Annotated in this window: 8 protein-coding genes, 1 tRNA gene and 1 pseudogene; 4 read left to right on the top strand and 6 right to left on the bottom strand. The window is 69.5% G+C overall.

The annotated features are described in order from the left end of the window. Nucleotides 1-121 precede the first annotated feature (121 nt). Complete coding sequence (locus ABDZ89_RS13280) at nt 122-1,447, bottom strand: 5'-deoxyadenosine deaminase (protein WP_343779888.1); 1,326 nt, start codon at nt 1,445-1,447, stop codon at nt 122-124. Nucleotides 1,448-3,002: 1,555 nt separating this feature from the next. Continuing rightward, a complete protein-coding gene (locus ABDZ89_RS13275; protein WP_343779886.1) occupies nt 3,003-3,503 on the bottom strand; it encodes a CBS domain-containing protein in 501 nt (166 codons plus the stop codon). Between the two features lie 143 nt (nt 3,504-3,646). Between ABDZ89_RS13275 and ABDZ89_RS13270 the strand changes: the two genes are divergently transcribed. Then, the gene (locus ABDZ89_RS13270; protein WP_343779883.1) at nt 3,647-4,141 is read left to right on the top strand and encodes a metal-dependent hydrolase; all 495 of its coding nucleotides are present in this window, start codon (nt 3,647-3,649) and stop codon (nt 4,139-4,141) included. Nucleotides 4,142-4,247: 106 nt separating this feature from the next. Here the strand turns inward: ABDZ89_RS13270 and ABDZ89_RS13265 are convergent. After that, nucleotides 4,248-4,401 (bottom strand) — tRNA-Met (locus tag ABDZ89_RS13265). A gap of 170 nt (nt 4,402-4,571) precedes the next feature. On the opposite strand from ABDZ89_RS13265, the gene ABDZ89_RS13260 reads away from it, so the two are divergent. Together ABDZ89_RS13260 and ABDZ89_RS13255 are read left to right on the top strand one after the other, a co-directional pair. Further along, on the top strand, nt 4,572-5,921 hold the full coding sequence (locus ABDZ89_RS13260; RefSeq protein ID WP_343779880.1) for a DUF7115 domain-containing protein: 1,350 nt from the start codon (nt 4,572-4,574) through the stop codon (nt 5,919-5,921). 104 nt (nt 5,922-6,025) lie between these two features. Continuing rightward, nucleotides 6,026-7,246: a mechanosensitive ion channel family protein gene (locus ABDZ89_RS13255; RefSeq protein ID WP_343779878.1), complete on the top strand. Its 1,221-nt coding sequence runs from the start codon at nt 6,026-6,028 to the stop codon at nt 7,244-7,246. Nucleotides 7,247-7,387: 141 nt separating this feature from the next. On the opposite strand, the gene ABDZ89_RS13250 is transcribed toward ABDZ89_RS13255, so the two are convergent. From ABDZ89_RS13250 to mutS, 3 genes are all read right to left on the bottom strand, one after another. Beyond that, on the bottom strand, nt 7,388-7,906 hold the full coding sequence (locus ABDZ89_RS13250; protein ID WP_343779875.1) for a hypothetical protein: 519 nt from the start codon (nt 7,904-7,906) through the stop codon (nt 7,388-7,390). An 83-nt stretch (nt 7,907-7,989) separates the two neighbouring features. After that, on the bottom strand, nt 7,990-9,780 hold the full coding sequence (gene mutL, locus ABDZ89_RS13245) for a DNA mismatch repair endonuclease MutL (RefSeq protein ID WP_343779873.1): 1,791 nt from the start codon (nt 9,778-9,780) through the stop codon (nt 7,990-7,992). Beyond that, the gene (mutS, locus tag ABDZ89_RS13240) at nt 9,770-12,673 is read right to left on the bottom strand and encodes a DNA mismatch repair protein MutS (protein ID WP_343779871.1); all 2,904 of its coding nucleotides are present in this window, start codon (nt 12,671-12,673) and stop codon (nt 9,770-9,772) included. Before mutS ends, mutL begins: the two co-directional genes overlap by 11 nt. Nucleotides 12,674-12,775: 102 nt before the next feature. Between mutS and ABDZ89_RS13235 the strand changes: the two are divergent. After that, a pseudogene (locus ABDZ89_RS13235) lies at nt 12,776-13,070 on the top strand (molecular chaperone DnaJ); the annotation flags it as partial.

The raw sequence follows: 13,070 nt of genomic DNA, 5'->3' as shown, positions 1-13,070 counted from the left end.
TCTGCTCCGAGGGGCGCGACACGCATATAAAATCGAGGTCTTCAGTCCGAATTTGTCCGACTCAACGCCGTTTTGCGCCTTCGCTCCGGGTTATCGTCGAAAACCGGTCTCGTTCGATCGATCAGGGCGCGCCGATCTCGATCCCGGCCTCCTCGACGACGCGGGCCGCGTGGCGCGTCGCGCGCTCGCGGACCGCGGCGGCGTCGACGCCGACGTGTTCGCCGTCGGCGTAGCGGACCGTGCCGTCGACCATCGTGAAGACCACGTCGTCGCCGTGGGCGGCGTACACCAGGTGCGAGAGCGGGTCGTGGAGCGGCGTCGCCCGCGTCCGGTCGGTCGTGATCCCGATCACGTCGGCGCGCTGGCCCGCTTCGAGGGTACCGAGGCGGTCGAAGCCGGCGGCGCGGGCGCCGTTCGTCGTCGCCATCTCCAGTATCGTCCCCGACGGGAGCCGCGTCGGGTCGCGGGCGTCGACCTTGCCGAGGAGGCTCGCCTGCCGCATCTCGGTGAAGGGGTCGAGCGTGTTGTTACACGGCGGCCCGTCGTTGCCGAGCGCGACCGTGATCCCGCGGTCGAGGTAGTCCTGCACCGGCGCGATCCCCGAGGCGAGTTTCATGTTCGAGGAGGGACAGTGGGTGACGACCGTGTCCGTCTCGGCGAGCACCTCGCGCTCGCGCTCGTCCGTGTGGACGCAGTGCGCGAGCGTCACGTCCGGCCCCGTGAGCCCGACCTCGTCGAGCCAGAGCACGTTCCGGCGCCCGGTGTCGGCCTCGACGGTCTCGATCTCGTCTTCGTTCTCGCTGGCGTGCGTGTGGATCGTCACGCCGTCGTATCGGTCGGCGAGGTCGCGGCAGCCGCGGAGACACGCCTCCGTACAGGTGACCGCGAACCGCGGCGTCACCGCGTACCGGACGCGCCCGTCGGCGGCGCCGTGGTACTCCTCGATGAGCGCCTCGCTCTCCGCCAGCGCGGCGTCGGTGTCCTCCAGCAGCCCCTCGGGCGACTCCTTGTCCATCAGGACTTTGCCGAGTCGCGCGCGGATCCCGGTCTCGACCGCGGCCTCGAACGCCTCCGCGGCGTGGTTGACCGAGAGGTGGTCGACGACGGTCGTCGTCCCCGATTCGAGACACTCTAGGTAGCCGAGTTCGGCGGCCGCCCGAGTGGCCGCGGCGTCCATCGCGGCCTCCATCGGGAGCACGGCGTCGAACAGCCAGTCCAGCAGCGCGGCGTCGTCGGCGATCCCCCGGCCCAGCGACTGGACCGAGTGAACGTGGCCGCCGACGAGGCCGGGCGCGACGACGTCGAATGCGCGCCGCTCGTGGTCGGGGTAGCGCTCTCGGAGGGCGGCCTCGTTGCCGACCGCGGCGATCGTTTCTCCCTCGACGACGACGGCGCCGTCGGGGATGACGGTTTCTGGATCGGCGACGACTGTTCCGGCGATCAGCATGTCCGTCCGTTTCTGACGGTCGGCCGGTAAGAGGCTGTCCCTCGGTGCCTCGGGCGATCTCGTCCGTCCGGTATCAGCGAACGACCAGCGTAGCATCTGTGCGGTCGGCGCGCGCCTCCGAGTGGCCGCCGAAGGCGGCCGCGAGGAGCGCGTGCGAGGGAGTCAGTCGGCGAGCGGAGCGACGGCGACTGACGAGGCTGGGGAGGCGTGAGGCGCTGTGCGGTTGTGGTCGGGTGGGACTCAAAGGGGCAGCCGCGAGGACGGCGCAGGCGACGCAAGCACCGCAGGGAGCGAACGAAGTGAGCGACCGAGAAGCGCAGCGAGCGTGCGCCGTCCTCGCGGCTGGGGCTTTAGAGCCATTCACCGCCGATGCGTGATCGACTATTTTTAAAATGTCCGTCAAGACGGTTCTGTTGAAACCCTATTCTTTAGGAAGATTCTCGCCTGAAACGGCCGGTCGCTGAAAACTCTTTACGGAGTATTTCAACAGAGCCCCTACTATCTATATGTCTGATTTCCGGAGAGCTTTCTTGATGAAAAGCTTATACAACCAGTGACCCATCGACATGTATGGATTCGCGGTTAGAATCGTTCCTTCTCGGGAAGTCGTTGAACCTATCGCTTCGGTATCTCGGGTACTCCGTCATTCTCATGGCCTTGTTCTTCGGTCAACTCTATCTTGTTGGAAATTCCGAGATGGGAAACTCATCTGGTTTGCTTATGAGTCCACTTGGGGTTACAGTATCAGCGATTATTCTGGTAGGGAGACACACATATCGCAACGACGGAATACTGCTGAGTATCGCCGTCGCCGTGATCATCATGAGCGGCTATTCCCTGTACGGTGTCACCGCTCTTACTCACCCCCAACCTAACTATGGAGTTTTAACGGGCGTGGGGACAGCAATTTTGTATGGCGTCCCAATAGGGACTGTATCATCTACTGTTGCGTTTGTGTTACGGCGATTTCCCCCGACCCAATCGCCTGTAGCTGAGAAAAAATAGAACGACTCTTCCACCGAGTAAACTCTGGGAACTGTTCCAAAGATATCCTGTACTGGCTCTGTGGAAATCCTCAGTAACTGATAGTTTTCCACCCCAATCGCTCAGCACAGGACAAGTGCGTATCAAGATGAACCTATGACCGAACAGGAGGGACAAGACATTTTCTTCGGTACCTGCCACAATATCTTATGATCAGTCTTCCGCTGATAGGATTTGGAATTATATCTATATTTATAGGCGGGATGTTCGCAGTACATCCCCCTATTATGGATAAATACTATCGCATCGCGCAATCATGGGGGACAAAACAGACTGCGGCTGATATCGGAATGACTCAACTATCGATTACTGTCGGCCGGATCGCGGGTGTTGTTATCGTGTTCTATGGTATTAGATTTGTACTTCTCGGATTATGATTTATAATTTGGATCATCTAAAATTTACTGCTTGATATAACACATACGCACCCTTTCAGCGACCAGTTGTTTCAGGTAAGAACCTATCCGAACAAGAGGATTTCAACAGAGCCGTCAGGACTGTTCGCGTCGAATTACTCTAGTCGGCGGTCGCGGAACGCGCGGACCACGTCTTGGCGCGCGATGATCCCGACGACCCGCTCGTCGTCGTCCACCACGGGGACGCGGTTGATGTCGGGGTCGTCGCCGACGAGCAGGTCCAGCACGGTGTCGACGTCCGTGTCGGGCGTCACCGTCGCCACGTCGGTGCTCATCACCTCGGAGACGGGGCGGTCGGCGTTGCGGATCAGGTCGATGCCGAGGTCGAGGTCGGCCCACGGTCGCTTCACCTGGTAGCTGAGGGTGTCCACGAACGGGGGGAGCCCGATCGGAATCCACAGCGTCTCGTCTTCCGGCTCGAACAGGTCGACGAGGTCCGACTCGGTGATGACACCGACCAGTCGCTCCGCCTCGTCGACGACGGGGAAGCCACTGAACTCGTACCGAGCGAACTTCTTGAACACGTCGGTGACGTCGTCGTCCGGCGAGACCGTCTTCACGTCCGGTTCCATCAGGTCGCGGGCGGTGAGCGTCATACCGGACCGTCACGGCCGGCCGTGGTAGGCGTTTCGCCCGGCCGCGGAACGAGAGCGATGAGCCCGCACCGCGGTCCGCCCGAGGTCGGAGCGCCCGGCGAGTCGACGCAACGGACTTACGCGCCGGGAACGCAGCCTATCGCGTGTACCGTAACGGCCACGTCGGGGCGTCGCTCGCGGTGTACGCACCGTTCGGGTTCGTCCTCACGGCCCTCACCTCGCTGGAGCTCGGGGCCGCCGGCGCCGTCGGCATCGCCTCGACCGCGATGGTGCCGGACCTCGATACGCGCGTCCCCTTGGTCAAACACCGGGGGATCACGCACACCGTCTGGTTCGCGCTGCTCGTCGGCGCCGTCTTCGGCGTCGTCGGGGCGGGACTCGGCCTCGGGAGCGGCGTCGCCGCGGCGCTCCTCTTCGGCGGCGCCGGGTTCCTGTTCGGCGCCGTGACGATCGTCTCGCACCTCCTCGCCGACGCGCTCACGCCGATGGGGATCCGGCCGTATGCGCCCGTGCGAGACACCGAGTACACGCTGGATCTGTTCACCGCGGCGAATCCGGTCGCCAACTACGCGCTGCTCGGTCTGGGCGGCGTCGCCGTCACGGTCGCGCTCGTCGCGGGGACGGCGGTCGCGCTGTAGGAACCGTCGGCTGGGGTTCGATATCGCCGAGCGGTCCCACGACGTGCCCCGAGAACGACCACAGTTGAAAAGCGCCATCGCTCGCAGAGTAAACAGACTGTGAGAGTGGCCGGGGTGGGCTCCGAACCCACGATCTCCGCATGTCCCAGGTCCGAGGCTCGGCGGAGCCACGGGAAGGACGCGGACGCTTCCAAGGCGTCACCGCACCGAATCTCCGAACCCTATGAGTGCGGCGCTATGTCCAGCTAAGCCACCCGGCCTCACTGTTTCGTACCGCGATGAGACTCTTTAACCTTCCCATCCGTCGGAAGCGTGTGAACCGATCGCAGAGCGCCGCGGGCGGTCGCTCTCGAGGGTCGAGGATCCGCGATCGGCCCGTGCTCGCGGTCGACCCAGCGGATTTATGCCGGGCGCGGCGTATCCGAGGCGTATGAGCCTTCCCGAACTGCTCGCGGCGACGGTCGGAGACGAGGACGTCGTCGCCGAGGTGCCGCTGGGCGGCGGCGATCAGCTCGCGGTCACGCCCAGCCGGACCCTCGTCTACCGCGGCGACGGACTCCTGTCCGACGAGTCCGTCGACGAGTACGGCCACGACGTCGAGCGCATCGAGGTCTCGACGGGCCGCCGCAAGGCCAAGATCACCCTCGGGTACGGCCTCGACGGCGACGAGACGCTCTCGGTCCCTAGCAAGCGCGTCGACGACGTACTCCATCCGCTCCTCGCCGGCGTCCTCTCCGCGAGCGGCGTCACCGGCACCGGCGAGACCGTGCTGCGAACCTTCCGCTTCTCTGAGCTCACCCTGGTCGTCACCAGCGAGCGGCTGGTCAAACACGTCGGGTCGGCCGTCTGGGACCCCGACTTCGAGGAGTTCCACTACGCTGACCTCACCGGCCTCGACTTCGAGGACGGAACCGTCGCCACCGCGGTCGTCCTCGTCCACGACGGCCGCTCGGAGCGCTTCAAGGCGCCGAACGAGTCCGCCCGGGCGCTCCGAGAGACGCTCGCCGACGCGGTGTGTTCGTTCCACGAGGTCGACAGCTTAGAGGAGTTCCGGGTCGTCGCCGCGGAGTCGGACGAGTCGGCGGTCGACGCCGAGACGGGCGGCGGGGCGACCGACTTCGGCGAGGGGCCGGACCCGCTCTCGGCGTCGCCGGTCGCCGACGCGGAAGCCGATGCGGAGGCAGACGCCGCCGGAACCGACTCTGACGAGTCCGCCCCTACGACGGGTCTGGGCGGCAGCGCCGCGACCGACACGGCCGGCGCCGGTTCCACCGAACCGGAGACCGTCGTCGGGTCGGACGGAAGCGACGCCGCCGATCCGCTCGGCGAGGAGTCCTTCGACGGGGACCCGCTCGACGCCGACGCGGCCGTCGACGAGGCGACCGTCGACGACCCGACCGCGCTCGACGCCGACGCGACGGGGACCGAGTCCGCTGCCGACCGGCTGGACGGAGAGCCCGAGGCGGAGCCTGCGGCGCCGAACGACGCCGAATCGGTCGCGGCGGAGTCGGCGGTCGCCGACGCCGCGACCGCGGATCCGACGGCAGGGGAACCCGTCGAGACCGATGTCGGCCCCGTCGGGGAGGAGGACGCGGACGCCGCCGTCCCGTCGGACGACGCGTTCGACGGCTCGCCGTTCGAGAGCGCGGGGGTCGAGGACGCCGACCTCGCGAGCGAGGTCGCCGCGCTGCGGCGCACCGTCGAGACGCAGTCCGAGCGCTTGGACCGACAGTCGGCGCTCATCGAACAGCTGATCGAAGAGCTCCGCAGAGGCCGGTGACGGCGAGGCGGTCCGCGGCTCGGGTAGAGTCGCTCCGCCGAGCTAATTCTCTCAGGTGAGACTCGCGTCGGATCCGTTATCCGGCCGGCGACGAACCACCTACCGTGATCGGGGGACTCGGAACTCGCGCCGGTGCGGTGTTGAGCGACGTCGCCAGCACGGAGGGGCGACTGGCGGCCACCGCGGGCATCGCGCTCGTCACGCTCGCCGTGGGGTGGCTACTGCTTCCGAAGGCCGTTCGTACCGGGGAGCAGGCCGTCTCTGGATGGATCGACCAGGTCATCGACGACCGGACGGACGAGTCGGGGGAGGGAGCCATCGAGACGCTCCGCGGGGGCGTCCCGGCCTCTTTCCTCCTGCGGGTGGCGGTCGGGCTCTCGCAGCTCGCGCTGTTCGCGCTCGCCGGCGTCGCCGTCCTGACGGTGTGGGGGCAGTTCCAGTACGTGGTCGCGGTGCTGCCCGTCGCCGAGAACGCCGTGCGGGTCGGCGGGCAGGTCATCGTCTCGGTCATGCTGCTCGGGGGCGCCTACGTGGTCAGCGACGCCCTGGAGACGTACGTCGCCGACCTGTCGGCCGACAGCGACCGGATCACCGCCCACCAGGAACAGCTGCTCACGCGGCTCGCACAGGTCGGGCTGCTCGTGCTCGCGCTGATCACGGTCCTCGGCATCTGGGGCGTGAACCTCGGCGGCCTGCTGGTCGGGGCGGGCTTCCTCGGGATCGTCTTGGGGATGGCGGCCCGACAGACGCTGGGATCGCTCATCGCCGGCTTCGTGCTGATGTTCGCCCGTCCGTTCGAGATCGGCGACTGGGTCGAGATCGGCAACGAGGAGGGGTTCGTCACGGATATCACGATCATGAACACCCACATGCGCAACTTCGACGGGGAGTTCGTCGTGGTGCCCAACGACATCGTCGCCAACCAGGCGATCACGAACCGGAGCCGCGAGGGTCGCCTCCGGATCCACATGGAGGTCGGGATCGGGTACGACGACGACCCCGAGGAGGCGGCCGAGATCGCCGAGGAAGTCCTCACCGAGATCGCGACGATCGCGAACAACCCCCAGCCGTACGCGATCCCGTCCGGCTTCGGCGACTCGGCGATCCTGCTCGACCTCCGCTTCTGGATCGACCCCCCGACTCCGCAGGCGCGGTGGCGCTCGAAGGCGACCGCGGTCGAGGAGATACAGGACCGCTTCGCCAACGCCGGCATCTCGATCCCGTACCCGCAGCGGACGGTCTCGCACCCGCCCGAGACGTCGGGCGGCGAGGAGAGCGTCGAGCGGGTCGACGGCGAGGGGCGCCCGGTGGACTCCTCGGTCTGAGACCGCCCCGTCGGGGTCGTCTCGGACCGCACTGCTCTCTGCGGCTCCCTTCGGATGCGTTCGGAGGAACGGTCGACGAGCCCAGCGACTCCGGTCCCGTCGCTACGCGGTCGAAGATACGTCGCCTGCCTCTCCGCGGAGCTACCGGTCCGACGGCCCGGTGTAGCCGCTCGGCAGCTGCGAGCCGCGTCCGGTGAACAACCGTTCGAACTGGTCGATGCGCTCTAACACGTAGCTGAGCGCCGCCGTGAGCGAGTCCGCACCGATCGACAGCAGGTGCCGCGCGCCCTTCGTGCGGTCGGCGTGATAGAAGCTGATCTCCCCTTCCGGCTCGGTGTTCCGCTCCGGCATCACCACCAGGTCCTGTCTGGTGGGACCGTGCCTGAAGACGAGCACGTCCGTGAGCGAGTCCGTCCCGTAGGTGACCACGTCGTGGAGGACGCTCCACTTCGGGGGAGTCCGGTCGGCGATCGCGTCCGCGTCGACGACGTTCCGCATCGTCGTCGCGGTCGAGACGCTCTCCAAGGCCGACTCTCGTCGGTTTCGAAGCCACGCGAGAAGCCGCTCGACGAGGTCGCGGAAGCCGTCCGGGCCGGAGAACCGGCCGGCGGACCGCTCCTGCGGTAGCGAGCCCCGAGTCACGTTCGGCTCCTCTCCCATACGATCACCCCCGGGTTCTTCGCGTTAATAGATACCGGTCAGTTACGCCCGTTCGGTCGGCGCTCGCCGCGCGCGGCCCCCGCTCATCGATCGCGACCGAACCCGGCCGCGAACGTCCCCTCGTCGACCGAGAGGACGGTCGGACGGCCGTGCGGACAGGCGAAGGGACGGTCGCACTCGCCGAGGCGGTCGAGCAGGTGTCGGAGTTTCTCGTCCCCGAGGTCGTCGAACTCGCCCCGCTTCAGGGAGGGATGACACGCGAGGTCCGCGAGCAGGTCGTCGCGCACGTCCGCCGAGGCGCCGCGGCCGCCGTCTGGTCCGGAGATCGCGCCGAGCGCGTCGCGGAAGGCGTCCGCGTCCGCGGTCCGCCCGAAGGGGGCGGGCACGGTCCGCAGCCGGCGGGTCCCGCCGCCGAACGGCTCGGTCTCGAACCCGAGCGCGGCCAGCTCCTCCGCGTGCGCCTTCGCGGCCGCCGCCTCGTCCGTCGACAGCGAGACCGTCGCGGGCGGGTCGAGCGTCGCGGTCGGTAGCGGGTCGCCGTCGAACGCCCGCGCGAGGCGCTCGTAGTTCACGCGCTCGTGGGCGGCGTGGCCGTCGATCACGAGCAGTTCGTCGCCGGCCTCGACGAGGACGTACAGGTCGCGGAACACCCCGATCGGGTCCGCGTCCGCGAACGCCCCGGCCCGCGAGCCGTCCTCGTCGCCGACCGCGTCGAGCGCCGATTCGAGGTCGGTGTCGACGTCGGCGGAGCGTCGGAGGTCCGCGCCGGTGAGCGCGTCCGCGACCACCGACTCGACCGCGTCGGCGACGGCGTCCGAGTCGCGGAGTCCGACCTCCCGCTTGGCCGGGTGAACGTTGGGGTCGACCCGGGCCGGCGGCAGCGACGCGTCGACCGCGGCGACCGGCTCACGGCCGTCGGGGAGGAGCCGGCCGTAGCCGTCGCGGACCGCGGCCGCGAGCCGGTCGTTGCGGACCGGCCGCCCGTTCACCGACACGCGGACGTGGTCGCGAGTGGCTCGGGTGACGGACGGGTACGCCAGCACGCCGGAGACGGTCAGCGAGACCGGCGACGACCCGCCCGCGTCCAGGTCGACGCTCGCGGAGAGGGTCGTCGCCCGGCTCGCGGTGTCGCGGTCGTACACCCCGAGCAGCGCGTCTGTCCGGTCGGTTCCCGGCGTCGAGAGCGTCGTCGACCCGTCGTGTTCGAGCGCGAACGCTACCGACGGGTTCGCCAGGGCGTAGTCGGCGACGAGCCCGGAGATCCGCGAGAACTCCGCGTTCGCGCCCGCGAGCGACTCGCGTCGGGCCGGCCGGGTCGCGAACAAGTCCTCGACGACGACCGTGGTCCCCCGGCCTCGCCCCGCCGGTTCGACCGCCGCGCCCGACTCGGCGTCGTCCGCCGAGCGGCTTACGCCACCGCCCTCGCTCGCGGTCCCGTCGACGACGACCCGCGTCCCGACGCCGTCGCCGGGGCTGGTCACGAGTTCGAGCCGGGCGGCCTCGGCGATAGCCGCGAGCGCCTCGCCGCGGAACCCGAGCGATTCGACTCCGACCGGATCGCCGTCCGGTGCCAGCTTGCTCGTGGCGTGACGCTCGACCGCCCGGGTCGCGTCCGCCCGAGCCATCCCGCGGCCGTCGTCCGCGACGCGAATTCGATCGGTCCCGTCGCCGTCGACCGCGATTTCGACCCGGGAGGCCCCCGCGTCGAGCGCGTTTTCGACCAGTTCGCCGACGACCCTGGCCGGCCGCGTCACCATCTCGCCGGCCGCGATCCGGTCGACAGTCTCGGCGTCGAGCCGGCGCACGCGGCCGGCGTTCCCTCTCCGGTCTTCGGCTCCGGGCGCGCCCCGACCCTCGTCTCCGTCACCCGTCATCGTCGATTCGCGACTGGAGGTCGTAGAGTGCGTTCAGCGCCTCGATCGGCGTCATGCGAGCGAGATCGAGGTCGCGAAGGGCCGCGGCGAGGTCGGTCCCGCCCCCGGCCGGGACCTCCGCGTCGCCGTCGGGCGAGCGGTTCCCGGCGTCGCCGCTCTCGGCCGGAGCGCCGGGAACGTCGCCCGAGTCCGAGCCGCTCGCGCCGCGCTCGTCGGAGGCCTCCTCCGCGAGGAACTCGCGGAGCGACGCGTCGCCGTCACGGTCCTTATCGCCCGACAGTTCCTCGCCGCTCGCCGCTCCGTCGTCGACGCGCGCGCCGGCGTCGGTCCCGTTCGTCCGGCGATCGCGGTCCGCCTCGTCGGCGGCGACGAGGTCGCGGGCGCGGTCGACGACGGAACGGGGGACGCCGGCCAACTCGGCGACCTCGACGCCGTACGACGACGAGGACGCGCCGGGCACGACTCGGTGGAGGAACGTCACGTCACCGTCCTCGCGGGTGGCGGTGAAATGGAGGTTGAAGACGCGCTCGCGCTCGTCTGCGAGGTCGGTGAGCCCGTGGTAGTGGGTCGCGAACAGCGCGGTGGCGCCGAGCTCGTCGTGGAGGAACTCCGCGGCCGCGCGGGCGATGGCGCGCCCGTCCGTCGTCGCCGTTCCCCGCCCCACCTCGTCGAGGAGGACGAGCGAGTCGGGGCCGGCGTCGTGGAGGATCTCTGTCAGCTCGCTCATCTCGCGCATGAACGTCGACTGCCCGCCCGCGATGTCGTCCGAGGCCCCCACCCGGGTGAACACGCGGTCGAAGACGGGGAGCGTCGCCGCCTGCGCGGGGACGAACGACCCAGTCTGCGCGAGTACGACCGCGAGCGCGACCGACCGCATGTACGTCGACTTCCCGCTCATGTTCGGCCCCGTGATCACGGCGACCGACCCGCGGGGGAGGTCGGCGTCGTTCGGGACGAAGGAGGTCTCGGTCCGCTCGACGACCGGGTGTCGTCCGCCCTCGATCGCGATCCCCGCGTCGCTCTCGACGCTCCCCTCGGCCTCGGCGCGCAGTTCGGGGCGGACGTAGTCGCGCTCGACCGCGACGGCCGCGAGCGAGGTCAGCGCGTCGAGTTCGGCGAGCGCGTCGGCGAGTCCCTGAATTCGCTCGGTCTCGCTCGCGACGCGGTCGCGGACGTCGACGAACAGTTCGTACTCCACGGCGTCCGCGCGCTCCGCGGCGCCGACGATCGACTCCTCCCGCTCTTTCAGCTCCGGCGTGACGTAGCGCTCGCTGTTCTTCAGCGTCTGGCGCCGGCGATAGTCGTCCGGCACCCGGTCGAGGTTGGCGTCGGTCACCTCGATGTAGTAGCCGTGGACCTGATTGTGTCCCACCGACAGCGAGTCGATGCCGGTCCGTTCGCGCTCCGCGGTCTCGAGGTCCGCGACCCACTCGCGGCCCTCGCGCTCCGTGGCGCGCAGGTCGTCGAGGTCGTCGTCGAACCCCTCGCGGATCACGCCGCCCTCCGTGATCTCCTGTGGCGGGTCGGTCGCGATCGCCGTGTCGATCAGCTCGCGGACCTCGGCCAGCGCGTCGAGCCGCTCGCGGAGGTCGCGGAGGTGGTCGGTCCGCGGGAACTCGGCGTCTGAGCCCGCTTCCTCGGCGACGGCGTCCGTTCCCCCGGCGTCGCCCGACGCGTCGGCGAGGGTCGCCTTCAGCTCCGGGACCACCGCGAGCGTCCGGCAGAGCGAGCGCAGGTCGCGGGCGTCCGCTCGCCCGCGAGAGACGCGACTCACCAGCCGCTCGAGGTCGTAGGCGGTCGCGAGCGCGTCGGCGACTCCCTCGCGCGCGAGGCTCCGGTCGGCGAGTTCGCCGACCGCGTCGTGGCGGCTCCGGATCGCGTCGGCGTCGACGAGCGGGCGCCGGAGCCAGCGTTCGAGACACCGCCGACCGAGCGCGCAGTTCGTCTCGTCGAGCGCGTCGAACAGCGTGTCGCTCGCGCCGAGCCCGCGGTTCTCGAACAGTTCGAGGCTCCGCTGGGCCGCGGCGTCGAGCCGGAGCCGGTCGTGAGGGTCGTACCGGCGGATTCGCGTCACGTACGAGAGCGGCCCGTCGTCGCCCTGCGTGTACTCGGCGTACGCGAGCACCGCGCCGGCGGCCCGCAGCTCCGCGTCGGACGCGAAGCGTCGGTCGGGCGCGGAGAGGTACGGCTCCAGCCGCTCGGCCGCCTGCCGGCGGTCGAACGCGCCGTCGTCGTACTCGTGGGGCGTCCAGCCGCGGGCCGCGTCGCTCGGCGCGAAGTCCGGAGCGTCCGGCCCCGAAATGAGCTCCGCCGGCGCGATCCGGTCGAGTTCGCCCGCGACCGCGTCCGCGTCGCCCGACGTGACGAGGCACTCGCCCGTCGAGACGTCGACGGCGGCGAGTCCGACGCGGGCCGCAGAACCGCTCTCTCCGGCGGCGTCGTCGGCCGCCACCGCCGCCACGTAGTTCGTCGTCCCCGATTCGAGGAGGTCGTCCTCGACGACGGTACCGGGCGTGATCACCTCGGTGACGGCGCGGTCGACGAGCCCGGATGCCTGTTCGGCGTCCTCGACCTGGTCGCCGAGGGCGACGCGGTAGCCGGCGTCGAGCAGCGACTCCAGGTACGGCGCGGCGTTGTCGATGGGAACCCCCGCCATCGGGTAGTCGCCGGTGGAGTCGGACCGCTCCGTCAGCGTCACCTCACAGACGCGTGCCACCGTCTCGGCCGCCTCGCAGAACGCCTCGTAGAAGTCGCCGACCTGGAACAACACGAGTGCGTCCTCGTGGGCGGCACACAGGTCGGCGTACTGCGAGAGCATCGGCGTGAGCGTATCGCGGGCGGCGGCGATCCCGGGCGGCAGCCCCGTCACCGTCTCTCTGTCCGCCGGTTGCATACCCCGTATCCGGGCGGCCGCGGGCATAAACGGTGCGGAGCCGACGGCGTTCCGCCCCGGCGGCGGCGAGAGTCTTACGGTCCTTCGACCCCCATTACGCCCGTGACGAACCGAACGATCGTCGTCGGGCTCGCCGGGACGTTCGTCGGCATGACGGCGCTGCTCGTGATCGGCGGGATCGTCCTCCACCCGATCGCGTTAGCGCTCGCGGTGCCGTTCGGCGCCGTGTCGTACTTCCTCTGGTACCACGCCAGCGGGCGCCTCCACGACCAGGCCCGGCGGTCGGCGGCGCAGGCGGGGCCGACGGCGCGAGAGCGCGCCAGACAGCGCGTCCGCGCCGAGGCCAACCGAGAGCGCGCGTACCGCGCCGCCGGCACCACCGACGGCGGGCGCGGCG

It is taken from the genome of Halorubrum ejinorense, assembly GCF_039522565.1.
In the GTDB taxonomy this organism is placed as follows: Archaea; Halobacteriota; Halobacteria; order Halobacteriales; family Haloferacaceae; genus Halorubrum; species Halorubrum ejinorense.
This window is presented reverse-complemented; position numbering and strand designations above follow the sequence as displayed.

Excerpts from the sequence above, each read along its gene's own strand:
- ABDZ89_RS13280 (WP_343779888.1), bottom strand. The coding sequence starts at position 1,447 with ATGCTGATCGCCGGAACAGTCGTCGCCGATCCAGAAACCGTCATCCCC.
- ABDZ89_RS13275 (WP_343779886.1), bottom strand. The coding sequence starts at position 3,503 with ATGACGCTCACCGCCCGCGACCTGATGGAACCGGACGTGAAGACGGTC.
- ABDZ89_RS13260 (WP_343779880.1), top strand. The coding sequence starts at position 4,572 with ATGAGCCTTCCCGAACTGCTCGCGGCGACGGTCGGAGACGAGGACGTC.
- ABDZ89_RS13250 (WP_343779875.1), bottom strand. The coding sequence starts at position 7,906 with ATGGGAGAGGAGCCGAACGTGACTCGGGGCTCGCTACCGCAGGAGCGG.
- mutL (WP_343779873.1), bottom strand. The coding sequence starts at position 9,780 with ATGACGGGTGACGGAGACGAGGGTCGGGGCGCGCCCGGAGCCGAAGAC.
- mutS (WP_343779871.1), bottom strand. The coding sequence starts at position 12,673 with ATGCAACCGGCGGACAGAGAGACGGTGACGGGGCTGCCGCCCGGGATC.